Source organism: Pseudomonas aphyarum, assembly GCF_028657055.1.
GTDB lineage: Bacteria > Pseudomonadota > Gammaproteobacteria > Pseudomonadales > Pseudomonadaceae > Aquipseudomonas > Aquipseudomonas aphyarum.
The window spans coordinates 49,438-72,863 of record NZ_JAMDGS010000015.1 but is presented as its reverse complement, the minus strand read 5'-3'; the positions used below and the strand labels follow the sequence as shown (position 1 = coordinate 72,863).

General features: G+C 61.7%; 18 protein-coding genes. 13 read left to right on the top strand and 5 right to left on the bottom strand.

The annotated features are described in order from the left end of the window. The first annotated feature begins 30 nt into the window (after positions 1-30). From rnr to M5G18_RS23325, 11 genes are all read left to right on the top strand, one after another. Complete coding sequence (rnr, locus tag M5G18_RS23375; protein WP_273897059.1) at positions 31-2,661, top strand: ribonuclease R; 2,631 nt, start codon at positions 31-33, stop codon at positions 2,659-2,661. Further along, positions 2,658-3,425, top strand: a complete 768-nt coding sequence (gene rlmB, locus M5G18_RS23370) for a 23S rRNA (guanosine(2251)-2'-O)-methyltransferase RlmB (RefSeq protein WP_007950704.1) — start codon at positions 2,658-2,660, stop codon at positions 3,423-3,425. Before rnr ends, rlmB begins: the two co-directional genes overlap by 4 nt. 306 nt (positions 3,426-3,731) lie before the next feature. After that, positions 3,732-4,160, top strand: a complete 429-nt coding sequence (gene rpsF, locus M5G18_RS23365; protein ID WP_007950702.1) for a 30S ribosomal protein S6 — start codon at positions 3,732-3,734, stop codon at positions 4,158-4,160. A 28-nt stretch (positions 4,161-4,188) separates the two neighbouring features. After that, positions 4,189-4,419 (top strand): 30S ribosomal protein S18, encoded by a 231-nt coding sequence (rpsR, locus tag M5G18_RS23360; RefSeq protein ID WP_002551829.1) that lies wholly within the window; start codon positions 4,189-4,191, stop codon positions 4,417-4,419. A 36-nt stretch (positions 4,420-4,455) separates the two neighbouring features. Beyond that, positions 4,456-5,346 (top strand): YybS family protein, encoded by an 891-nt coding sequence (locus M5G18_RS23355; protein ID WP_273897060.1) that lies wholly within the window; start codon positions 4,456-4,458, stop codon positions 5,344-5,346. A 19-nt stretch (positions 5,347-5,365) separates the two neighbouring features. Further along, positions 5,366-5,812 carry a 50S ribosomal protein L9 gene (gene rplI, locus M5G18_RS23350; protein WP_003186385.1) on the top strand — a complete coding sequence of 149 codons (447 nt, stop codon included), beginning with the start codon at positions 5,366-5,368 and terminating at the stop codon, positions 5,810-5,812. 120 nt (positions 5,813-5,932) lie between these two features. After that, positions 5,933-7,330 carry a replicative DNA helicase gene (gene dnaB / locus M5G18_RS23345; RefSeq protein WP_179692852.1) on the top strand — a complete coding sequence of 466 codons (1,398 nt, stop codon included), beginning with the start codon at positions 5,933-5,935 and terminating at the stop codon, positions 7,328-7,330. 112 nt (positions 7,331-7,442) lie between these two features. Beyond that, positions 7,443-9,746 carry a YgiQ family radical SAM protein gene (locus M5G18_RS23340; protein ID WP_007950699.1) on the top strand — a complete coding sequence of 768 codons (2,304 nt, stop codon included), beginning with the start codon at positions 7,443-7,445 and terminating at the stop codon, positions 9,744-9,746. 440 nt (positions 9,747-10,186) lie between these two features. Beyond that, positions 10,187-13,462, top strand: coding sequence for a transglutaminase family protein (locus M5G18_RS23335; protein WP_273897061.1), 3,276 nt, complete (start codon positions 10,187-10,189; stop codon positions 13,460-13,462). 88 nt (positions 13,463-13,550) lie between these two features. Continuing rightward, positions 13,551-16,037 carry a circularly permuted type 2 ATP-grasp protein gene (locus M5G18_RS23330; protein WP_273897062.1) on the top strand — a complete coding sequence of 829 codons (2,487 nt, stop codon included), beginning with the start codon at positions 13,551-13,553 and terminating at the stop codon, positions 16,035-16,037. Further along, complete coding sequence (locus tag M5G18_RS23325) at positions 16,037-16,927, top strand: transglutaminase family protein (protein ID WP_007950695.1); 891 nt, start codon at positions 16,037-16,039, stop codon at positions 16,925-16,927. The genes M5G18_RS23330 and M5G18_RS23325 overlap by 1 nt, the downstream gene beginning before the upstream one ends. 64 nt (positions 16,928-16,991) lie before the next feature. Here M5G18_RS23325 and M5G18_RS23320 read toward each other — a convergent pair whose 3' ends face one another. Together M5G18_RS23320 and M5G18_RS23315 are read right to left on the bottom strand one after the other, a co-directional pair. Next, complete coding sequence (locus tag M5G18_RS23320; RefSeq protein WP_007950694.1) at positions 16,992-17,171, bottom strand: hypothetical protein; 180 nt, start codon at positions 17,169-17,171, stop codon at positions 16,992-16,994. Between the two features lie 68 nt (positions 17,172-17,239). Then, entirely contained in the window at positions 17,240-17,827 is a 588-nt protein-coding gene (locus M5G18_RS23315) for an LOG family protein (protein WP_192563304.1), read from the bottom strand. A gap of 341 nt (positions 17,828-18,168) precedes the next feature. Here M5G18_RS23315 and azu point away from each other — a divergent pair, with 341 nt between their 5' ends. Then, the gene (gene azu, locus M5G18_RS23310) at positions 18,169-18,615 is read left to right on the top strand and encodes an azurin (RefSeq protein WP_064593127.1); all 447 of its coding nucleotides are present in this window, start codon (positions 18,169-18,171) and stop codon (positions 18,613-18,615) included. Positions 18,616-18,670: 55 nt separating this feature from the next. Here azu and nadE read toward each other — a convergent pair whose 3' ends face one another. The 3 genes from nadE to M5G18_RS23295 form a co-directional block, all read right to left on the bottom strand. Beyond that, on the bottom strand, positions 18,671-19,498 hold the full coding sequence (gene nadE, locus M5G18_RS23305) for an ammonia-dependent NAD(+) synthetase (protein ID WP_273897063.1): 828 nt from the start codon (positions 19,496-19,498) through the stop codon (positions 18,671-18,673). A 4-nt stretch (positions 19,499-19,502) separates the two neighbouring features. After that, positions 19,503-20,726 carry a nicotinate phosphoribosyltransferase gene (pncB, locus tag M5G18_RS23300; protein ID WP_085685119.1) on the bottom strand — a complete coding sequence of 408 codons (1,224 nt, stop codon included), beginning with the start codon at positions 20,724-20,726 and terminating at the stop codon, positions 19,503-19,505. Positions 20,727-20,833: 107 nt separating this feature from the next. Then, positions 20,834-21,739 carry a LysR family transcriptional regulator gene (locus M5G18_RS23295; RefSeq protein ID WP_007950669.1) on the bottom strand — a complete coding sequence of 302 codons (906 nt, stop codon included), beginning with the start codon at positions 21,737-21,739 and terminating at the stop codon, positions 20,834-20,836. A 161-nt stretch (positions 21,740-21,900) separates the two neighbouring features. Here M5G18_RS23295 and amaB point away from each other — a divergent pair, with 161 nt between their 5' ends. Continuing rightward, positions 21,901-23,391 (top strand): L-piperidine-6-carboxylate dehydrogenase, encoded by a 1,491-nt coding sequence (gene amaB / locus M5G18_RS23290; RefSeq protein ID WP_127796763.1) that lies wholly within the window; start codon positions 21,901-21,903, stop codon positions 23,389-23,391. Positions 23,392-23,426 lie beyond the last annotated feature (35 nt).

Genomic DNA, 23,426 nt, shown 5'->3' with positions numbered 1-23,426 from the left:
CCCGCATATAGACAAGGTGAAAACTCTCTAATGGCCGATTGGCAGTCCCTCGATCCCGAGGCCGCTCGTGAAGCGGAAAAATATGAAAACCCTATTCCCAGCCGCGAACTGATCCTTCAGCACCTTGCTGATCGGGGTTCGCCTGCTGCCCGCGAGCAACTGGTCGAAGAGTTTGGTCTGACCACAGAAGACCAGATCGAAGCCCTGCGCCGCCGCCTGCGCGCCATGGAGCGCGACGCTCAACTGATCTACACCCGCCGTGGCACGTATGCGCCGGTGGACAAGCTCGACCTGATCCTCGGTCGCATCAGTGGTCACCGCGACGGCTTCGGCTTCCTGGTGCCGGATGACGGCTCCGACGACCTGTTCATGAGCCCGGCGCAAATGCGTCTGGTGTTCGATGGCGACCGTGCGTTGGCTCGTGTGTCCGGTCTGGACCGTCGCGGTCGTCGCGAAGGCGTGATCGTCGAAGTGGTGTCCCGTGCCCACGAAAGCATCGTCGGCCGCTATTTCGAAGAAGGCGGTATCGGCTTCGTCGTCGCGGACAACCCGAAGATCCAGCAGGAAGTGCTGGTCACCCCGGGCCGCAACGCCAACGCCCAGATCGGTCAGTTCGTCGAGGTGAAAATCACCCACTGGCCGACTCCGCGCTTCCAGCCGCAAGGCGATGTGATCGAAGTCGTCGGCAACTACATGGCGCCGGGCATGGAAATCGATGTTGCCCTGCGCACCTACGACATTCCGCACGTCTGGCCTGAAGCCGTTCTGAAGGAGGCCGGCAAGCTCAAGCCGGAAGTCGAAGAGAAAGACAAAGAGAAGCGCGTCGACCTGCGCCATCTGCCGTTCGTCACCATTGACGGCGAAGATGCCCGCGACTTCGACGACGCGGTCTACTGCGAAGCCAAACCCGGCAAGCTGCGCCTGTTCTCCGGCGGCTGGAAGTTGTACGTGGCGATTGCCGACGTTTCCAGCTACGTGAAGATCGGTTCGGCCCTGGACAATGAAGCCCAGGTGCGCGGCAACTCGGTGTATTTCCCCGAGCGCGTGGTGCCGATGCTGCCGGAGCAGCTCTCCAACGGCCTGTGCTCGTTGAATCCACATGTCGATCGTCTGGCCATGGTTTGCGAGATGACCATCTCCAAGTCCGGCGAAATGACCGACTACTGCTTCTATGAAGCAGTGATCCATTCCCACGCCCGTCTGACCTATAACAAGGTCAGTGCGATGCTGGAAACGCCGAAGGCTACCGAAGGTCGCAAGCTGCGCGGTGAATACACCGACGTCTTGCCGCACCTCAAGCAGCTCTACGCGCTGTATAAGGTGTTGCTGGCTGCCCGTCACGTACGTGGCGCGATCGATTTCGAAACGCAGGAAACCCGGATCATCTTCGGTTCCGAGCGCAAGATTGCCGAGATCCGTCCGACCACCCGTAACGACGCGCACAAGCTGATCGAGGAATGCATGCTGGCGGCCAACGTGGCCACTGCCGAATTCCTGAAGAAGCACGAAATCCCTGCGCTGTACCGCGTCCACGACGGCCCGCCACCGGAGCGCCTGGAAAAACTGCGCGCGTTCCTCGGTGAGCTCGGTCTGTCCCTGCACAAAGGCAAGGACGGTCCGTCGCCGAAGGACTATCAGGCCCTGTTGGCCAGCATCAAGGACCGTCCGGATTTCCACCTGATCCAGACCGTGATGCTGCGCTCCCTGAGCCAGGCGGTGTACAGCGCCCAGAACGAAGGCCACTTCGGCCTGAATTACGAAGCCTATACCCACTTCACCTCGCCGATCCGTCGTTACCCGGACCTGCTCACGCACCGGGCGATCCGCAGCGTGATCCATTCGAAACAGGACACTCCGCACGTTCGTCGTGCCGGGGCGATGACCATTCCGAAGGCGCGCATCTATCCGTACGACGAAGCAGCACTGGAGCAGCTCGGCGAGCAGTGCTCGATGAGCGAGCGCCGTGCCGACGAAGCGACCCGCGACGTGGTGAACTGGCTCAAGTGCGAGTTCATGAAAGACCGCGTGGGCGAATCGTTCCCGGGCGTGATCACTGCGGTGACCGGTTTCGGGCTGTTCGTCGAACTGACCGACATCTACGTCGAAGGTCTGGTGCACGTCACCGCACTGCCGGGCGACTACTACCACTTCGACCCTGTGCACCACCGCCTGGCGGGCGAGCGCACCGGACGCAGCTTCCGTCTTGGCGATACCGTTGAAGTGCGCGTGATGCGCGTCGATCTCGACGAGCGCAAGATCGACTTCGAGATGGCTGAAAAAACCATCAGCGCGCCGATCGGCCGCAAGAAGCGTGGCGCTGAAACGACTGCTCCTGCAGCCAAGGTTGTGGAAGAAAAGGTTCCGGCAAAAACCGCCAGCCGTCGTCCGGCCAAGGAAAAGGTTGCCGAGGCTTATCGCCCGAGCGATGCCGTGGCGAAAAACGCCGAACTGCGCAAAAGCCGTGAAATGAAGAAGGCCTTGCTGGCCGACGCCAAAAACGGTGGTAAAGCGGCGTCCGGGGGAAAGACCGGACGGTCGGCGCCTGAAAAGGCCTCCGGCGGCAAGCCAGCCAAACCGAGCAAACACCGTAAAGGCCCGCCGAAAGCGGGTTCCGCTCCAGCCAAAAGTGGCGGGGCGCGTAAACCGAAGGCGAAGTCATGAGTCAGTTGGAAAAAATCTACGGCGTTCACGCGGTAGAAGCGTTGCTGCGTCACCACCCTAAACGCGTCAAGCAGATCTGGCTGGCTGAAAGCCGCAACGATCCGCGCGTGCAGACACTGATCGAGCTGGCCAATGAAAACCGGGTCCAGATCGGTCAGGCCGAGCGCCGCGAAATGGACGCCTGGGTCGAAGGCGTGCACCAGGGTGTGGTAGCGGACGTCAGCCCGAGCCAGGTCTGGGGCGAAGCGATGCTCGACGAGCTGCTCGATCGCACCGAAGGCGCGCCGCTGTTGCTGGTGCTCGACGGCGTGACCGACCCGCACAACCTCGGCGCCTGCCTGCGTTCGGCGGATGCTGCCGGTGCGCTGGCGGTCATCGTGCCAAAAGACAAGTCGGCCACCCTGACCCCTGTGGTGCGTAAAGTGGCTTGCGGCGCGGCGGAAGTCATTCCGCTGGTGGCCGTCACCAACCTTGCGCGCACCCTGGAAAAGCTTCAGCAGCGCGGGTTGTGGATTGTCGGCACAGCGGGTGAGGCCGAAGTCAGCATCTATGACCAGGACCTGACCGGCCCGACCATCCTGATCATGGGCGCCGAAGGCAAAGGCATGCGTCGCCTGACCCGCGAGCATTGCGATTACCTGGTGCACCTGCCGATGGCCGGTAGCGTCAGCAGTCTCAACGTTTCCGTGGCAACTGGCGTGTGTCTGTTCGAGGCCCAGCGCCAGCGTGGCGCCAAGGCCAAGGCGGCTGCCAAGAAGGCTTAAGCTTTACACCGTCATAAATGTGGGAGCGAGCCTGCTCGCGAAGCGGAGTTACATTCAGCATCATTGTTGGATGTTAAGCCGCCATCGCGAGCAGACTCGCTCCCACAGTGTTTTCTGGTGTGGCAGAAAGTGTGACTGTTCAAATAATCACCAATTGCCTTGCACCTCTTCAGTCCCTTCTCTACAATTGCGCCCCTTGCTGTGGCGGCAGGCATGCATGTGCCCCGCGCCAGCAAGTCCATAAGTGTCATTCACTCCTTGTCTGACCGTTTTTGAGCGGCAGGCTACAACCCGTAAGGAGCATTCATGCGTCATTACGAAATCATCTTTCTGGTCCACCCTGACCAGAGCGAGCAAGTCGGCGGCATGGTTGAGCGTTACACCAAGCTGATCGAAGAAGACGGCGGCAAAATCCACCGTCTGGAAGACTGGGGCCGTCGTCAACTGGCCTACGCAATCAACAATGTTCACAAGGCTCACTACGTGATGCTGAACGTTGAGTGCACTGGCAAGGCCCTGGCCGAGCTGGAAGACAACTTCCGCTACAACGATGCAGTGATCCGTAACCTGGTCATCCGTCGCGACGAAGCCGTTACCGGCCAGTCCGAGATGCTCAAGGCTGAAGAAAACCGCAGTGAGCGCCGTGAGCGTCGCGAACGTCCTGAGCACGATGGCAGCGCCGATGGCGATGACAGCGATAGCGACAGCGACAACAGCGATAACGCTGACGAGTAATCCACGGACCTTTTAAGGAGCCTATCAAATGGCACGTTTCTTCCGTCGTCGTAAATTCTGCCGCTTCACCGCTGAAGACGTGAAGGAGATCGATTACAAAGATCTCAACACTCTGAAAGCCTACGTATCCGAGACCGGCAAAATCGTTCCAAGCCGCATCACCGGTACCAAAGCTCGTTATCAGCGTCAGCTGGCCACCGCTATCAAGCGCGCCCGCTTCCTGGCCCTGCTGGCCTACACCGACAGCCACGGCCGCTGAGACCGGGCAGTCGACAAGTAGCAAAGGATTGAATGCATGCGTGCCTTAGCTGAGTTCATCATGCGCGGCCGTATGCAGGCCACTCTCGTAGTGGCCGGGTGTGCAACATTGCCGTTGTTGTATTGGTTGGGTGCTGCCGCCGGGAGCCTGGTGCTTCTGCGGCGCGGATTGACCGACGCCCTGGGCGTCGTGTCGCTGGGACTGCTGCCGGCATTGATCTGGTGGTTGTATGCCGATGACCCACGGGCACTTCTGGTGCTGCTGGGGTCTTCGGGGCTTGCGCTGGTGTTGCGCGCAAGCGAGTCCTGGGTCCGCACGCTGCTGGTCAGCGTAGCCATGGGGCTGGTGTTTTCAGTGGTGCTCGGGGCGGCGTTTGCGCCCCAGATCGAGATGCTGGCGCAGGCCTTGATAAAGGTCATGCCCGCGCTTCTCGGTGATGCCTACCAACATTTGTCGGTAGACGAGCAGGCGCGTTTCGCGTCGCTGATCGCACCGGTCCTGACCGGCCTGATTGCGGCTTTGTTGCAGATCGTCAGCGTGCTGAGCCTGATTGTCGGGCGTTACTGGCAGGCGTTGTTGTACAACCCGGGTGGTTTTGGTCGCGAGTTTCGCGCCATCCGGATCCCGCTGGGGCCGGCGATGTTACTGCTGGCGTTGATGCTTCTGGGCCCGAATCTCGGTGCACAGATGGCCATGTTGACGCCGTTGTGCAGTGTACCGTTGGTGTTCGCCGGGCTGGCCCTGATTCACGGGCTGGTGGCGCAAAGGCGACTGGCCGGTTTCTGGCTGGTGGGGTTGTACGTGACGCTGTTGCTGTTCATGCAGCTGATCTATCCGTTGCTCGTGGTTCTGGCCATTGTCGACAGCCTGATTGATTTTCGCGGTCGGGTGTCGAAAGACACCGATAACGCGAACGGTGAAGGTTAAAAGTTAAGAGGATTTCCACATGCAACTGATCCTTCTGGAAAAAATCGCCAACCTGGGCAACCTGGGCGACAAAGTAAACGTTAAGGCCGGTTACGGCCGTAACTACCTGCTGCCTTTCGGCAAAGCCACCGCTGCGACCGCTGCCAACCTGGCTGCGTTCGAAGAGCGTCGCGCTGAGCTGGAAAAAGCCGCCGCAGACCGTAAAGCATCGGCTGAAAGCCGTGCTGCCCAACTGGCCGAGCTGGAAGTGACCATCACTGCCACCGCTGGCGACGAAGGCAAGCTGTTCGGTTCGATCGGTACTCACGACATCGCTGACGCACTGACCGCCTCCGGCGTTGAAGTTGCGAAAAGCGAAGTTCGTCTGCCGAACGGCACCATCCGCAACGTGGGTGAATTCGACGTGGCTGTGCACCTGCACGCCGAAGTTGAAGCCACCGTACGCGTTGTCGTGGTAGCAGCTTAAGCAACACCCTGATCGACTGGCGGCTTGTCCGTCAGACGGTTAACATCGGGCACGATCCTGTTTACAGGTCGTGCCCTTTGTCTTTCTGCACTCCCTGCTTTTCCTGATTAAAAAGTGGCCATGAACGAAATCTCCGCTCCCGAGCAATACGATCTGCAAACCGCCGCGCTGAAGGTGCCGCCGCATTCCATCGAGGCCGAACAGGCCGTGCTCGGTGGTCTGATGCTGGACAACAACGCCTGGGAACGCGTGCTCGATCAAGTCTCCGACGGCGATTTCTACCGACATGACCACCGTCTGATTTTCCGTGCGATCGCCAAACTGGCCGATCAGAACCTGCCGATCGACGTCGTGACCCTTGCCGAGCAACTGGACAAGGAAGGTCAGACCTCGCAGGTCGGCGGCCTCGGCTACCTTGGCGAGTTGGCGAAAAACACGCCGTCCGTCGCCAACATCAAGGCCTATGCGCAGATCGTCCGCCAGCGTGCGACGTTGCGTCAGTTGATCGGTATCAGCACCGAAATTGCCGACAGCGCCTTCAACCCCGAAGGTCGCACCGCCGAGGAAATCCTCGACGAAGCCGAGCGGCAGATTTTCGCGATTGCCGAGGCCCGGCCAAAAACCGGCGGCCCGGTGGGCGTGAATGACCTGTTGACCAAGGCCATCGACCGTATCGATACCCTGTTCAACACCGCCGACGCGATCACCGGCCTGTCCACCGGCTACACCGACCTCGACGAGAAGACCAGCGGCCTGCAACCTTCCGACCTGATCATCGTCGCCGGTCGTCCGTCGATGGGTAAAACCACCTTTGCGATGAACCTGGTGGAAAACGCCGTATTGCGCAGCGACAAGGTGGTGCTGGTGTACTCCCTCGAGATGCCAGGCGAATCGCTGATCATGCGTATGCTGTCGTCCCTCGGCCGTATCGACCAGACCAAGGTGCGTTCCGGCCAGCTTGAAGACGACGACTGGCCGCGCCTGACCTCGGCGGTCAACCTGCTCAACGACCGCAAGCTGTTCATCGATGACACCGCCGGCATCAGCCCTTCGGAAATGCGCGCCCGAACCCGGCGTCTGGTGCGCGAGCACGGCGACATCGGCCTGATCATGATCGACTACCTGCAGCTGATGCAGATCCCGGGCTCCAGCGGTGACAACCGGACCAACGAGATTTCCGAGATCTCCCGATCCCTGAAAGCCCTGGCCAAGGAATTCAACTGCCCGGTAGTCGCCCTGTCGCAGCTCAACCGTTCCCTGGAACAACGTCCCAACAAGCGTCCGGTGAACTCCGACTTGCGGGAATCCGGAGCGATCGAGCAGGACGCCGACGTGATCATGTTCGTGTACCGGGACGAGGTGTATCACCCGGAAACCGAACACAAGGGCATCGCCGAGATCATCATCGGCAAGCAGCGGAACGGCCCGATCGGCTTCATCCGCCTGGCCTTCATCGGCAAGTACACGCGCTTCGAAAACCTCGCGCCGGGCAGCTATAACTTCGACGACGACGAGTAAGTCTGTCGTCATCTGAAAGCGCCTGATATTTCCGACCACAGCCGTCGGAATTGGTCATTTTTTGTGCTATATTCCGCGCCCGCGATTTTGCACCTCAACACCGGTCATCGACATGCAAGCAGCCAAGCCGTTATTTGACTATCCAAAATACTGGGCCGAATGTTTCGGGCCGGCGCCATTCCTGCCGATGAGCAGGGAGGAGATGGATCAGCTTGGCTGGGATTCCTGCGACATCATCATTGTGACGGGAGATGCCTACGTCGATCACCCGTCGTTCGGCATGGCGATCATCGGCCGGCTGCTGGAGTCGCAAGGCTTCCGCGTCGGGATCATCGCGCAGCCCAACTGGCAGTCCAAAGACGACTTCATGAAGCTCGGCGAGCCGAACCTGTTCTTCGGCGTCGCGGCCGGCAACATGGACTCGATGATCAACCGCTACACCGCGGACAAGAAAATCCGTTCCGACGACGCCTACACCCCGGGCGGCATGGCGGGCAAACGTCCGGACCGCGCGAGCTTGGTTTACAGCCAGCGCTGCAAGGAAGCCTACAAGCATGTGCCGATCGTGCTCGGCGGCATCGAAGCCTCCCTGCGCCGCATCGCCCACTACGACTACTGGCAGGATCGCGTGCGCAACTCGATCCTGATCGACGCCAGCGCCGACATCCTGCTGTACGGCAACGCCGAGCGGGCGATTGTCGAAGTCGCCCAGCGTCTGTCCTACGGTCACAAGATCGAAGACATCACCGATGTGCGCGGCACCGCGTTCATCCGTCGCGACACTCCGGCGGGCTGGTACGAAGTCGACTCCACGCGCATCGACCGTCCGGGCAAGATCGACAAGATCATCAACCCGTACGTCAACACCCAGGACACTCAGGCTTGCGCGATCGAGCAGGAGAAGGGTCCGGTTGAAGATCCGGAAGAAGCCAAGGTCGTGCAGATCCTGGCCAGCCCGAAAATGACCCGCGACAAGACCGTGATCCGCCTGCCGTCGATGGAAAAGGTGCGTAACGACCCGGTTCTGTACGCCCACGCCAACCGCGTGCTGCACCTGGAAACCAACCCGGGCAACGCCCGTGCGCTGGTGCAGAAGCATGGCGAGATCGACGTCTGGTTCAACCCGCCGCCGATTCCGATGACCACTGAAGAAATGGACTACGTGTTCGGCATGCCTTACGCACGTGTTCCGCACCCTGCGTATGGCAAGGAAAAGATCCCGGCCTACGACATGATCCGTTTCTCGGTGAACATCATGCGTGGCTGCTTTGGCGGCTGCACCTTCTGCTCGATCACCGAGCACGAAGGCCGGATCATCCAGAACCGTTCCGAAGAGTCGATCATTCGCGAAATCGAAGAGATCCGCGACAAGGTGCCGGGTTTCACCGGCGTCATTTCCGACCTCGGCGGCCCGACCGCGAACATGTACCGCATCGCCTGCAAGAGCCCGGAAATCGAATCCGCGTGCCGCAAGCCGTCCTGCGTGTTCCCGGGCATCTGCCCGAACCTGAACACCGACCACTCGTCGCTGATTCAGCTGTATCGCAGCGCCCGTGCGTTGCCGGGTGTGAAGAAGATCCTGATCGCCTCCGGCCTGCGTTACGACCTCGCGGTCGAGTCGCCGGAGTACGTCAAGGAGCTGGTGACCCACCACGTTGGCGGTTACCTGAAGATCGCCCCGGAACACACCGAGGAAGGTCCGCTCAACCAGATGATGAAACCGGGGATCGGCACCTACGATCGCTTCAAGCGCATGTTCGAGAAGTACACCAAGGAAGCCGGGAAAGAGCAGTACCTGATTCCGTACTTCATCGCCGCGCACCCGGGCACCACCGACGAAGACATGATGAACCTGGCCCTGTGGCTCAAGGGCAACGGTTTCCGTGCCGACCAGGTGCAGGCGTTCTACCCGTCGCCGATGGCCACCGCCACCGCGATGTACCACTCGGGCAAGAACCCGCTGCGCAAGGTCACCTACAAGAGCGACGGCGTAACCATCGTCAAGAGCGAAGAGCAGCGTCGTCTGCACAAGGCGTTCCTGCGTTATCACGACCCGAAGGGCTGGCCGATGCTGCGTGAAGCGCTGACCCGCATGGGCCGCGCCGACCTGATCGGGCCGGGCAAGAACCAGTTGATCCCGCTGCACCAGCCGGCCACCGACAGCTACCAGAGTGCCCGTCGCAAGAACTCGACGCCGGCCGGCAGCCACAAGGTCGCGAAAGAGAAGACCACCAAGATCCTCACCCAGCACACCGGTCTGCCTCCACGTGCCAGCGACGGCGGCAACCCTTGGGACAAGCGTGAGCAGGCCAAGGCCGCGGCATTCGCCCGCAACCAGCAGGCCGCCAAGGAGCGCAAGGAAGCGGCGAAAGGCAAAGGGCCGAAACCGGCACGCAAGCCGGTCGTACCGCGCTGAAACGCATTTGAGCTGAACAGAACGCCAACCTTCGGGTTGGCGTTTTGCATTTCTGAGGCTGGATTTTTGTTGTCTGCAAGATCCATCCCCCTCACCCCAACCCTCCCGAAACGTCGGACCGCCCCCAAGGGGGGCGAGGGGGAAGGGAGCAGATCGGGGATCTTTTTTCCAGACCTGAGTTCGACTGAAGACTTTCAAGTCGGCGTACTTCCAACATCCACCTCGGTCAGTTCCCTCTCCCTACGGGCGGTCCGACGTTTCGGGAGGGTTAGGGTGAGGGGCTCTTCGCAACATTTGCGTGCAACTGTGCCAAACCATTTCACCGCATCGCCCGATTTTGGTGCTGTACTGCCCTAAGCATTCCGGGAAAGCGCCCAAGCCTCTGCATGGCATAAGTCTTGCGCGCTTTCGAATACGCTTGGGCTCGCAGGAGGCACGCCGTGTCGATTCATGTCGCATTGCATCACGTCACGCATTACCGCTACGACCGCGCTGTCGAACTCGGCCCGCAGATCGTGCGGCTGCGCCCGGCTGCCCACAGCCGCACGCGGATTCTGTCCTATTCACTGAAAGTCTCGCCCGAGCAGCACTTCATCAACTGGCAGCAGGATCCTCAGGGCAACTACCTCGCACGGCTGGTGTTCCCCGAGAAAACCGCCGAACTGCGGATCGAGGTCGACCTGCTGGCCGAGATGGCGGTGTTCAACCCGTTCGACTTTTTCCTCGAACCCTACGCCGAGAAAATCCCCTTCGCCTACGCCGCCGATGAACGCAAGGAGCTGGCGCCGTACCTCGAAACCCTGCCGCTGACGCCGAAATTCAAGGCCTATCTGGACGCCATCGACCGCACGCCGTTGCCGGCCGTGGACTTCCTGGTGGCGCTCAACCAGCGTCTGAGCGAAGACATCAATTACCTGATTCGTATGGAGCCGGGGGTGCAAACCCCGGAGCATACCCTCGAGCATGCCTCCGGTTCCTGCCGGGATTCGGCGTGGCTGCTGGTGCAACTGCTGCGCAACCTTGGACTGGCAGCGCGTTTCGTTTCCGGTTACCTGATTCAACTGACCGCCGACGTGAAAAGCCTCGACGGCCCGTCCGGCACCGAAGTGGACTTCACCGACCTGCACGCGTGGTGCGAGGTGTATCTGCCCGGCGCCGGCTGGATCGGCCTTGATGCGACCTCCGGACTGTTCGCCGGTGAAGGGCATATCCCGCTGGCCTGCAGTCCCGATCCATCCTCGGCGGCGCCGATCAATGGGCTGGTGGAACCTTGCGAGTGCGAGTTCAGCCACGAAATGTCCGTGGAGCGGATCTGGGAAGCCCCGCGAGTCACCAAGCCCTACACCGATGAGCAATGGCTGGCGATCCAGGCGCTGGGCCGGCAGATCGATGCCGATCTGCTGGAAGGCGACGTGCGCCTGACCATGGGCGGCGAACCGACCTTCGTGTCGATCGACGACCCCGACGGCGCCGAATGGAACACCGCCGCGCTGGGCCCGGACAAGCGCCGGCTCTCCGCCGAACTGTTCCAGCGCATGCGCAAACATTACGCGCCCAAGGGGCTGGTGCATTTCGGTCAGGGCAAGTGGTATCCCGGAGAACAACTGCCGCGCTGGTCGCTGAATTGCTACTGGCGCCGCGACGGCGTGCCGATCTGGCACAACAACGCGTTGATCGCCGATGAGCAGCAGGATTACGGCGCCACGGGTGAACTGGCCGGGCGCTTTCTGGCGAGTGTCGCCGAGCGCCTGAAGCTGCCGACACGTTTTGTGTTTCCGGCCTACGAGGACAATTTCTACTACCTCTGGCGCGAAGGCGCCTTGCCGAGCAACGTCAGCGCTGAAGACTCGCGTCTGGAGGAGCCACTGGAACGTGCGCGACTGCGCAAGGTGTTCAGTCAGGGGCTGGACAATGTCATCGGCCAGGTGCTGCCGCTGGCGCGCACCGCCAAGGGCGATCAATGGCAGAGCGGGCGCTGGTATCTGCGCGATGAGCATTGTCGCTTGGTGCCGGGGGATTCACCGCTGGGCTATCGCCTTCCGTTGGGTTCGCAGCCTTGGGTGAAAGCGGCGGAGTATCCGTTCATTCATCCGAACGATCCGAATCAGGATTTCCCCGAGCTGCCCGAAACATCGCAGCTCAACGATCACCGTGAGCCCGCTCCGGCGGACGAGCGTGTGCCGAAGATCGACGAGTCCGCCGACTGGCTGACCCGCACCGCGTTCTGCGCCGAGGCCCGGGAGGGTCGGTTGTACCTGTTCATGCCGCCGCTGGAGCGGGTCGAAGATTATCTGGAGCTGGTGGCCGCCATCGAAGCCACCGCCGAGGAACTTCATTGCCCGGTATTGCTGGAGGGCTACGAGCCACCGAGCGATCCGCGCTTGAGCAATTTCCGCATCACCCCGGATCCCGGCGTGATCGAGGTCAACGTGCAGCCGTCGGCAACCTGGGACGAGTTGGTCGAGCGCACCGAATTTCTGTACGAAGAAGCGCGCCAGACCCGACTGTCCACCGAGAAATTCATGGTCGACGGACGACATACCGGAACCGGCGGCGGCAACCATTTCGTCCTCGGTGGCGCGACACCGGGCGATTCACCGTTTCTGCGCCGTCCGGATCTGCTGCGCAGTCTGATCAGCTACTGGCACAACCATCCGTCGCTGTCCTACCTGTTTTCCGGCCTGTTCATCGGCCCGACCTCCCAGGCGCCGCGAGTCGATGAAGCGCGCAACGATGCGCTGTATGAGCTGGAAATCGCGTTCGCGCAGATGCCGGCGCCGGGAGAAGACTGTCCGCCGTGGCTGGTCGATCGCTTGCTGCGCAATCTACTGATCGACGTCACCGGCAACACCCATCGCGCCGAGTTCTGTATCGACAAACTGTATTCACCGGATGGCGCCACCGGACGCCTCGGTCTGCTGGAGTTGCGTGCGTTCGAGATGCCGCCCCATGCGCGCATGAGCCTGGCGCAGCAGCTGTTGTTGCGGGCGCTGGTGGCGCGGTTCTGGCGCGAGCCTTATGTGCCACCGAAACTGGTGCGCTGGGGCACGGAGCTACACGACCGCTTCCTGCTGCCGCATTTCATCGAGCAGGACTTCGCCGACGTCATCGTCGAACTCAACAACGCCGGTTATCCCCTGCGCGCCGAATGGTTCGCGGCGCACCTTGAGTTTCGTTTCCCCAAGGTCGGCGATTACGCGGTCAACGGTATCGAGCTGGAATTGCGTCAGGCCCTTGAACCCTGGCATGTGCTGGGCGAGGAGGGCGCGGCGGGCGGCACGGTGCGTTACGTCGACTCATCGCTGGAGCGCTTGCAGGTCAAGCTTACTGGGCTGCCGCCGCAGCGTTACCTGCTGACCTGCAATGGCATCCCGGTGCCGTTGCAACCGAGCGGGCGGGTGGGCGAGTTTGTCGCCGGCGTGCGTTTCCGCGCGTGGCAACCGGCCAACTGCCTGCAACCGACGATCCCGGTGCACGCACCGCTAGTGTTCGACTTGCTCGATACCTGGATGCAACGCTCGCTGGGCGGCTGCCAGTACCACGTCGCGCATCCGGGCGGGCGCAATTACGAGACGCTGCCGGTCAACGCCAACGAAGCGGAGAGCCGGCGCATGGCGCGATTTTTCCGCATCGGACATACGCCGGGGAAACTTCCTATACCAAACCTGACAACCTCCGACGAGCTGCCGATGACACTCGATTTACGACGTTTCTAAGTCGTACGCGACGCCCGGATTTTTCGTATATCCGGGCGTCATGTGCCTGCGTTAGTCTGACCGTTCCTTGCCGGCTGCCGAGCTTTCCATGCCTGACCTGCTTGACCGCTACCCGCTGACAGCGGGCACCTATCACGAACTGCTCGACGACAGCGGGGCGGTGCGCCCGCACTGGCGGCGACTGGTCGACCAATTGCAGCGCAGCACCCCGGCGCAACTGGTGCAGCGTCAGGCGTTGCTGACCCGGCAGATTCAGGAAAACGGCGTCACCTACAACGTCTATGCCGACCCCAAGGGCGCGGATCGTCCGTGGGAACTGGATCTGCTGCCCCACGTGATCGCCGCTGACGAGTGGCAACAACTGTCGGCCGGAATTGCCCAGCGTGCACGTTTGCTCAATGCGGTGCTGGCGGATCTGTACGGCCCGCAGCAGTTGATCCGCGAAGGCTTGTTGCCGGCGGAGCTGGTGTTCGGCCACAACAACTTCCTCTGGCCCTGTCAGGGCATTGCGCCGCCGGACGGGGCCTTTCTGCATCTGTATGCCGTGGATCTGGCGCGCACGCCGGACGGGCGCTGGTGGGTGACGGCGGATCGTACCCAGGCGCCATCGGGCGCCGGTTACGCGCTGGAAAACCGCACCATCGTGTCCCGCGCCTTCCCCGAGTTGTACCGGGATCTGAAAGTGCAGCACCTGGCCGGTTTCTTCCGCACCTTGCAGGAAACCCTGGCCCGTCAGGCCCCCTGCGACGATGACGCGCCGCTGGTGGTGCTGCTGACCCCGGGGCGCTTCAACGAGAGCTATTTCGAACATCTCTATCTCGCCCGCCAGCTCGGTTATCCGCTGGTGGAGGGCGGTGACCTGACGGTGCGTGATGCCACGGTCTACCTGAAAACCCTCAGCGGCCTGCGCCGGGTGCACGCGATCATGCGTCGGCTCGACGATGACTTCTGCGATCCGCTGGAGTTGCGCACGGATTCGGCACTGGGCGTTCCTGGATTGCTGGAGGCGGTGCGTCAGCGCCGGGTGCTGGTGGCCAACGCCCTTGGCAGCGGCGTGCTGGAGTCGCCGGGGTTGCTGGGTTTCCTGCCGAAGATCAATCAGTACCTGTTCGGCGAAGACCTGATCCTGCCGTCCATTGCCACCTGGTGGTGCGGCGAAGCGCCGGTGCTGGCACAGGCCCTGGAGAAACTGCCGGAGCTGCTGATCAAACCGGCGTTCCCGTCGCAAAGCTTCACACCGACGTTTGGTCGGGATCTGAGCGAAAAACAGCGTGAAAGTCTCGCCGCGCGCATGCAGGCCCGGCCTTATGCGTATGTCGCGCAAGAACTCGCCCAGTTGTCCCAGGCGCCGATCTGGCAGCCCGAAGGCGGGCAACTGCAACCCCGGGCAATCGGCATGCGCATGTACGCAGTCGCCAGTCACGACGGTTATCGGGTGCTGCCCGGTGGCCTGACCCGGGTCGCGGCCGAAGCCGATGCCGAAGTGGTGTCGATGCAGCGCGGTGGCGCGAGCAAGGACACCTGGGTGCTAGGAGATCGACCGCCGAGCGGTGAACAGTGGAAAGCCCAGCGCAATATCGGCGTGCCTGATCTGGTGCGGCGCGATCCGTATCTGCCTTCGCGGGTGGTGGAAAACCTGTTCTGGTTCGGCCGTTACTGCGAGCGTTGCGACGACAGCGCGCGGCTGTTGCGGATCATGCTCGCGCGATACGTCGACGGCGATGACCCGCAAGCCTTGCAGGCCGCCGTGGATCTGGGCGAGCGGCTGATGCTGCTGCCGGATGAAGGTGAGCTGCCGGAGCGTTTGCTCGCGGCACTGCTTGGCGAGGACTGGTCGTTCAGCCTGCGTTCCAACCTGCAACGTTTGCAGTGGGCGGCATCGCAAGTGCGCGGCAAGCTGTCCCGGGAAAACTGGCAGGCGCTGGTGGAGCTGCAGCGTGAGGCTTCGGAGCTGGACACCGACGAGCCGGATTTTGGCGAGCTGCTGGATTTTCTCAACCGGTTGGTGATGTCGCTGGCGGCGCTGTCCGGGTTTGCCCTCGACGACATGACCCGTGACGAAGGCTGGCGCTTTCTGATGATCGGCCGGCGGATCGAGCGCCTGCAATTTCTCAGCAGCAGCCTCGCAGGTTTCCTGCGTGGCGCCGGGGCGTTCGATCAGGCCGGACTTGAGTGGTTGCTGGAGCTGGGCAACAGCAGCATCACCTATCGCTCGCGTTATCTGGCGGTGGCGCAGTTGATTCCGGTGCTCGACCTGTTGCTGCTGGACGAGCAGAACCCCCATGCGGTGCTGTTCCAGTTGAAGCTGGTGACTCGCACCCTGAAGCGGCTGAATGATGACTTCGGTGTGCCGAGGGAGGCTGGCTTGCCGCCGCTGGTCGAGCGTCTGGCGCGCTTCGACCTGAGCTGTCTGGAGAATCCGCTGTTCGGCGAATCCAGCGTGCGCGCGGCCCTCGACGGTCTGGCGGACCTGCTGCAGGAGATCGCCGACGCCAGCAGTCAGGTGTCGGATCGTCTGGCCCTGCGCCATTTCGCCCATGTCGATGATGTCAGCCAGCGCACGGTGTCCGTCTGATGAGTGCCCATTACCAGATCCTTCACGACACCTGCTATCGCTACGACAGCCCGGTGTCCCTGGCCCAGCAACTGGCGCATCTGTGGCCGCGCGAATGCGAGTGGCAGCGCTGCACCGAACAGCAATTGCTGATCAGTCCGGAGCCGACCACCCGCCGTGACGAGCAGGATGTGTTCGGCAATCCGCTGACCCGCCTGGCCTTCGAACGGCCCCACGATGAGTTGCAGGTCAACGCACGGCTGACGGTCGAGGTGCTGGCGCGGCCCGTGGTGGATTTCCACCAGTCGCCGGCCTGGGAACTGACGCGCAACGCGCTGACTTACAGCAGCCAGCCGCTGTCCGCCTCGTTGCTGGAAGCCTGTCGCTATCGATTCCAGTCGCCTTACGTGCATCTGAAGCGCAGTTTCGTCGAGTTCTCGGAGAGCTGTTTCCCGGCCGGCAGACCGTTGATGCTGGGCGTGCAGGCCCTGATGCAGAAGATCTTCAGCGAATTCACCTTCGACGCCGAAGCGACACAAGTCGCGACGCCGCTGGTCGAAGTGCTGGAGCGCCGGCGCGGGGTCTGTCAGGACTTCGCGCACCTGATGCTTGCCTGCGTGCGATCACGCGGGTTGGCGGCGCGTTACGTCAGCGGCTACCTCCTGACTCAGCCGCCACCGGGGCAGCCACGGTTGATCGGCGCCGACGCTTCCCATGCCTGGGTTTCGGTGTTTTGCCCGGTGCTGGGCTGGGTGGATTTTGATCCGACGAACAATGTGCAGCCGGCGCTGGAGCACATCACCCTGGCCTGGGGCCGGGATTTCTCCGATGTCTCGCCGTTGCGCGGGGTGATTCTGGGGGGAGGGAGCCATGATCCGGAGGTGCGGGTCACGGTAATGCCGCTGGAATAACTGCGATCCATCGTGGGAGCCAGTCAGCTCCCACGATGGAGGGTGTTCAATTTCGCGATTCAGCTCAGGCGTCGGGTGCCTGGTCTTTCGGTGCCTCAACATCATCATCGGTCGCCACTTCACCGTCAGGGTTCAGTGCCGCTTCTTCAGCCATCTGTTTCTTGCGCTGAAGCTTTTCCTCTTTCTTCTGTTCCTTGGCCAGGTCACGTTGACGTTTGGCGAAGGAGTAATTGGGTTTGGCCATGGGCGATCCTCTGGGGTCGAAGGTGAGGTTGAGCGGCGCGTATTCTGCCCTGTATCGGTGCCCGGCGGTTAACCGGGTTTCTGGTCGACCCATTTTGGCGTGACGGTGGGCTTCCAGTTGTCGAGGGCTTCGAGCAGCGTTTGCGGCGATTCACTCACTTGCAGCATGTCACGGTGCGGCGCGCGAACGAAGCCTTCGCCGACGATGTGATCGAGAAATGCAGTGAGTTTGCTGTAGAAACCGTTCACTTCCAGCAGGCCCAGCGGCTTGCCGTGGTAGCCGAGCTGGCCCCAGGTCCAGACTTCGAACAGCTCCTCCAGGGTGCCAAGGCCACCGGGCAGGGCGATGAACGCATCGCTGAGTTCGGCCATCCGCGCCTTGCGCGCGTGCATGCCGTCGACCACTTCCAGACGCGTCAGGCTCTTGTGACCGATTTCCTTGTCCATCAGGCTTTGCGGGATGATGCCGATCACTTCACCGCCGGCCGCCAGCGCGGCGTCGGCAACAATCCCCATCAGGCCGACAGCGCCACCGCCGTAGACCAGCGTCAGCTTACGCTCGGCGAGAGCTGTGCCGAGGGCGATCGCGGCTTCGGTGTACGCCGGGGTGGTGCCGGCGTTGGCACCGCAAAATACACAAACGGATGTGAGAGACATGCCTTCCTCCTGGGTCAATCGGTCACAGGGTAATGGCTGGCACGCCTTGATCCAAGGGCTAGACTTCGCGTTTCGGGGTTTCATAGGTGCCGCTGGCACCACAGGCGTAGGCGGCGAGCAGACTGCACAACAGGCTGTTGAAGGACATGACGGATGCTCCAGATGGACGTTGAGCCCTGAAGATACGGCCCGGCCAAACGTCTGGCTGTTAGATTGTTTCGATGAGTGTCATAGCCTGAAAGTTGTATACAATTTTTGACTCAAGTCATAGGAACTTGCGAAGATTTCAGGCAGTCTTCCAACCATTCGTGTTTTTGTTAACCCTGCCTTGGAGATTCACCATGTTTTCCAAAGTTGTTGCGGTATCCCTGCTGGCGCTGGCCAGCAGCCAATTGATGGCTGCCGAGTGCAAAACCACCGTTGATTCCACCGACCAGATGTCCTTCAACACCAAGGCCATCGAAATCGACAAGAGCTGCAAGACCTTCACCGTCGAGCTGACCCACTCCGGCAGCCTGCCGAAGAACGTCATGGGCCATAACCTGGTGATCAGCAAAGAAGCCGACATGCAGCCGATCGCCACCGACGGCCTGGCCGCCGGCATCGACAAGAACTACCTGAAGGACGGTGACGAGCGCGTTATCGCTCACACCAAGATCATCGGCGCCAAGGAAACCGACTCGGTGACCTTCGACGTGTCCAAGCTCAAGGCTGACGAGAAGTACGGCTTCTTCTGCTCGTTCCCGGGCCACATCTCGATGATGAAAGGCACCGTGACCCTGAAGTAAGCAACACAAGGTCAAAAAAAAGCGTCCCGAAGGACGCTTTTTTTATGCCCCGGATTCAAGGCGCAAACGGCATGACCCGCTTGTGATGAGTCTTTTTGTAGGTGTTGACGATGATGTCGAACGCTTCCTGACGCACCGGCTCGCCGTGCAGGAACGCGTCGATCTCGGCGTAGGTCACGCCGTGGGACGCCTCGTCCGGCTTGCCCGGCGACAGGTCTTCCAGATCCGCCGTCGGCACTTTTTCCACCAGTGATTCCGGTGCGCCGAAGCTGCGGGCGATGGCCCGGACCTGGTTTTTCACCAGACCGCTGAGCGGTGCCAGATCGCAGGCGCCGTCACCGAACTTGGTGAAGAAACCCATCACCGCCTCCGCCGCGTGGTCGGTGCCGATCACCAGGCCATGAGCCGCGCCGGCGATGGTGTACTGGGCGACCATGCGCATCCGCGCCTTGGTGTTGCCGAGCACGAAATCCACCGACACCGCGTGCTTGCCTTCGAAGGCTGCGACTTCGGCGGCCAGGGATTTCACTGCCGGGCCGATGTTGACGGTGTGGCGCTCGTCCGGGGCGATGAAGTCCACCGAAGCCTGGGCGTCGTGTTCATCGAACTGCACGTCGTACGGCAGGCGCACGGCGATGAACTTGTAGGCCTCGTCACCGGTGCGCTCGCGCAGTTCACGCATGGCGCGCTGGGCCAGCAGCCCTGCGGTCAGCGAATCGACCCCGCCGCTGATGCCCAGCACCAGGGTCTTGAGCCCGGAACTGGTCAGGCAATCCTGGATGAAGGTGATGCGTCGGGCGACTTCCGCTTCGAGGGCCTGGTAATCGGCGAACGGCGGCTGAACGTTGAGCTGTTCAGCAATCTCACGCTGTACGGCTTGCATGAATTCACTCCTTGCTAGAAAGGCTGGAAACGGCAGGAACCTGGAAAACGTGTCGCAAATAGGCGACGAAATTCGGGTCTTTGCAGTGGGTCTTGCCCGGCTCGTCGGAGATCTTCGCCACCGGTTGGCCGTTGCAGGCGGTCATTTTAAGCACGATGCTCATCGGTTCGACACCCGGAATGTCGCAGGTCAGGTTGGTGCCGATGCCAAAGCTGACATTGATCCGGCCGCGCAGCGCGCGGAAGATCTCCAGCGACTTGGGCAGCGTCAGGCTGTCGGAGAACACCAGGGTCTTGCTCATCGGGTCGATGCCGAGCTTGTGATAGTGGGCGATGCATTTTTCGCCCCACTGCACGGGATCCCCGGAGTCATGACGCAAACCGTCGAACAGCTTGGCGAAGAACAGATCGAAGTCGCCGAGGAACGCGTCGGTGGTGATGCAGTCGGTCAGGGCGATCCCCAGCAGGCCGCGGTACTCGCGGACCCAGCAATCGAGGGCGGCGATCTGGCTGTCGATCAGTCGCGGGCCGAGTTGCTGGTGCGCCATGATCCATTCGTGGGCCATGGTGCCCAGCGGTTTCATGTCCAGTTCGCGGGACAGGTGCACGTTGCTGGTGCCGACGAAACGCCCGGGGAAATCGTGCTTGAGCACGTTCACCACTTCCTCCTGCACCCGGTAGGAAAACCGCCGGCGTGTGCCGAAATCGGCGACCTGCAACTGCGACAACTCTTCGGCCGAAGCGTTGGCGGTCAGCCAGTCGAACTTGCGGTAAAGCTGTTCGCGGGCCTGTTCCAGCACCGTTTCACGGTAGCGATAGCGGTTGCGCACTTCGCTGACGATCGCCAGCAGCGGCACTTCGAACAGGATCACATGCAGCCACGGCCCGCGCAGGCGGATGAACAGCTCGCCGTTCTCGATGCCGGTGTGCAGGTAGCGCAGGTTGAAGCGGAACAGACCGAGGAAGCGCAGGAAATCCGGCTTGAGGAACGAGATGCGCTCGAGAAAGCTCAACTGATCGGCGCTCAGGCTCAACTCGGCCAGACGCTCGACCTGGAAGCGGATCTCCGCCAGATACGGGCGCAGATCTTCACTGTTACGGCAACGAAACTCCCATTCGACTTCGACGTTCGGGTAGTTGTGCAGCACCGCCTGCATCATCGTCAGTTTGTAGAAGTCGGTGTCGAGCAGGTTCTGCACGATGCGATCGGCAAACACACTCTCGCTCATAACGGGGTCTCCAGACGGGCCGCGCGTTGGCGCGGTATCAATCAATGGCGCTAGTGGCGCATATCCGGGGTGGGGATTGCCAGTGATTTTTATCCCGGTACCGGCCCTCAGACCGCATCGGGACTGTCGATCTGCTCCAGCATCCACTTCACGAAATCCCGCACCTTGGGCACTTCCGCCGCGTGTTCCGGGTAGGCCAGGTAATAGGCATCGGTGCTGGGCATTGCATGCTGCCAGGGAATGACCAGTTTGCCGTCGGCCAATTCCTCTTCCACCAGAAACCTCGGCAGCAGGGCGACGCCGCAGCCGACCTGCGCGGCGCGGATGCACATATAAAAGGTTTCGAAGCGCGGGCCGTGGTAGCTGTGTTCGGTCTGATAGCCCTGGCTGTCGAACCAGTCGTGCCACGCTTGCGGGCGCGAAGCATTCTGCAGCAGCACCAGATCGGTGAGTTGCGTTGGATCAGTCAACGGAGTGTCCGGCAGGCTGCTCGGCGCGCAGACCGGCACCAGTTCTTCGCCGAACAGCTTCAGGCATTCGGTACCGGGGCGTGAGCCCTGGCCGAAATAGAACGCCAGGTCGCTGCGCCCTTGCAGCAGGTCATCGGCCTCTTGCTCGTTGCACAGGTCCAGATGAATCGACGGATGGCGCAAACGCCAGCCCTTGAGGCGCGGCACCAGCCAGCGTGCGCCGAAAGTCGAGGGCGTTGAGACGCGCAGGACTTCGGTTTCGCCGCCGTAGGAACGCAGGTAATGGGTCGACATCTCGACCTGGGTCAGGATTTTTCTGACTTCCACCAGGTACAGATCGCCAGCCGGGGTCATTTGCAAACGACGACGTACCCGGCGGAACAACAAGTGCTGTAACAATTCTTCGAGCTGCGCCACCTGTTTGCTGACAGCGCTCTGGGTCAGGTTCAATTCCTCGGCGGCCCGGGTGAAACTCAGGTGCCGGGTCACGGCCTCGAAGCACTGCAACGCGGTGATCGACGGCAAGTGGCGTTTGTTCAGCATGGGCGATCCTTTTCTTGTCTTTCTGCGCAGCATGAATAAACGGAATGATATCTCGCGTAAAGGTCGTTTGTTGCACAGCCTTCCTGACGCTACAACTAAAGGTCTGCCCGGTCGTGAAATCGCGCCCGCACACATTCAGTTTTTTGCTTGAGGAGTGACCCATGGTTGCCGCATTGCTTGATCGTCTAGGTGTGAACCCGGCCCTGTACCAGAACGGCAAAGTGCCGGTGCATTCGCCCATCGACGGCAGCCGCATCGGCGCCGTGAACTGGGAAGGCCCGGCCGAAGTCGAGCAGCACATCAGTCGCGCAGATCATGCGTTCGAACAATGGCGCAAGGTGCCGGCCCCGCGTCGCGGCGAGCTGGTGCGTCAGTTCGGCGAAGTCCTGCGCGAGTACAAGAATGATCTTGGCGAACTGGTTTCCTGGGAGGCCGGCAAGATTACTCAGGAAGGCTTGGGTGAAGTGCAGGAGATGATCGACATCTGCGATTTCGCCGTCGGCCTGTCCCGTCAGTTGTACGGTTTGACCATCGCCTCCGAGCGCCCGGGCCACCACATGCGTGAAACCTGGCACCCGCTGGGCGTGGTCGGCGTGATCAGTGCGTTCAACTTCCCGGTCGCGGTGTGGGCGTGGAACACCACGCTGGCGCTGGTCTGCGGTAACCCGGTGGTGTGGAAACCGTCGGAGAAAACGCCACTGACCGCGCTGGCCTGTCAGGCGCTGTTCGAGCGCGTACTGAAGAATTTCAGCGATGCCCCGGCGCACCTGAGCCAGGTGATCATCGGTGGCCGCGATGCCGGCGAAGCGCTGGTCGATGACCCGCGTGTCGCGCTGATCAGCGCCACCGGCAGCACTCGCATGGGCCGCGAAGTGGCGCCGAAAGTCGCCGCGCGTTTCGCCCGCAGCATTCTCGAGCTGGGCGGCAACAACGCGATGATCCTCGGCCCGAGTGCCGATCTGGACATGGCCGTGCGCGCCATCCTGTTCAGCGCCGTCGGCACTGCCGGTCAGCGTTGCACCACGTTGCGTCGCCTGATCGCCCATGAGTCGGTGAAGGAAGAAATCGTCACCCGTCTCAAAGCCGCGTACTCCAAAGTCCGCATCGGTCACCCGCTGGAAGGCAATCTGATCGGCCCGCTGATCGACAAGCACAGTTTCGAAAACATGCAGGACGCGCTCGAGCAGGCGCTGAGCGAGGGCGGTCGGGTGTTCGGCGGCAAGCGCCAACTGGAAGATCAATTCCCGAATGCCTACTACGTGGCGCCGGCCATCGTTGAAATGCCGGAGCAGAGCGATGTGGTGTGCAGCGAGACCTTCGCGCCGATCCTGTACGTGGTCGGTTACAGCGATTTCGAAGAGGCGTTGCGCCTGAACAACGCCGTGCCGCAAGGCCTGTCGTCGTGCATCTTCACCACCGATGTGCGTGAGGCCGAGAAATTCATGTCGGCGGTCGGCAGTGACTGCGGCATCGCCAACGTCAACATCGGCCCGAGTGGCGCGGAGATCGGCGGCGCGTTCGGTGGCGAGAAAGAAACCGGCGGCGGTCGCGAGTCGGGCTCGGATGCATGGCGCGCGTACATGCGTCGCCAGACCAACACCGTGAACTACTCGCTGGAGTTGCCGCTGGCGCAGGGCATTACCTTCGATTAATGATTGAGCGGTAAGTCCCATGTGGGAGCGAGCCT

Coding starts and splice junctions, on each gene's coding strand:
- M5G18_RS23315 (WP_192563304.1), bottom strand. CDS start 17,827: ATGTCTCTCACATCCGTTTGTGTATTTTGCGGTGCCAACGCCGGCACC.
- M5G18_RS23295 (WP_007950669.1), bottom strand. CDS start 21,739: ATGCTGAACAAACGCCACTTGCCGTCGATCACCGCGTTGCAGTGCTTC.
- M5G18_RS23330 (WP_273897062.1), top strand. CDS start 13,551: ATGCCTGACCTGCTTGACCGCTACCCGCTGACAGCGGGCACCTATCAC.
- rnr (WP_273897059.1), top strand. CDS start 31: ATGGCCGATTGGCAGTCCCTCGATCCCGAGGCCGCTCGTGAAGCGGAA.
- rpsR (WP_002551829.1), top strand. CDS start 4,189: ATGGCACGTTTCTTCCGTCGTCGTAAATTCTGCCGCTTCACCGCTGAA.
- amaB (WP_127796763.1), top strand. CDS start 21,901: ATGGTTGCCGCATTGCTTGATCGTCTAGGTGTGAACCCGGCCCTGTAC.
- rlmB (WP_007950704.1), top strand. CDS start 2,658: ATGAGTCAGTTGGAAAAAATCTACGGCGTTCACGCGGTAGAAGCGTTG.
- pncB (WP_085685119.1), bottom strand. CDS start 20,726: ATGAGCGAGAGTGTGTTTGCCGATCGCATCGTGCAGAACCTGCTCGAC.
- azu (WP_064593127.1), top strand. CDS start 18,169: ATGTTTTCCAAAGTTGTTGCGGTATCCCTGCTGGCGCTGGCCAGCAGC.
- M5G18_RS23325 (WP_007950695.1), top strand. CDS start 16,037: ATGAGTGCCCATTACCAGATCCTTCACGACACCTGCTATCGCTACGAC.
- M5G18_RS23340 (WP_007950699.1), top strand. CDS start 7,443: ATGCAAGCAGCCAAGCCGTTATTTGACTATCCAAAATACTGGGCCGAA.
- dnaB (WP_179692852.1), top strand. CDS start 5,933: ATGAACGAAATCTCCGCTCCCGAGCAATACGATCTGCAAACCGCCGCG.
- nadE (WP_273897063.1), bottom strand. CDS start 19,498: ATGCAAGCCGTACAGCGTGAGATTGCTGAACAGCTCAACGTTCAGCCG.
- rplI (WP_003186385.1), top strand. CDS start 5,366: ATGCAACTGATCCTTCTGGAAAAAATCGCCAACCTGGGCAACCTGGGC.
- M5G18_RS23355 (WP_273897060.1), top strand. CDS start 4,456: ATGCGTGCCTTAGCTGAGTTCATCATGCGCGGCCGTATGCAGGCCACT.
- M5G18_RS23320 (WP_007950694.1), bottom strand. CDS start 17,171: ATGGCCAAACCCAATTACTCCTTCGCCAAACGTCAACGTGACCTGGCC.
- rpsF (WP_007950702.1), top strand. CDS start 3,732: ATGCGTCATTACGAAATCATCTTTCTGGTCCACCCTGACCAGAGCGAG.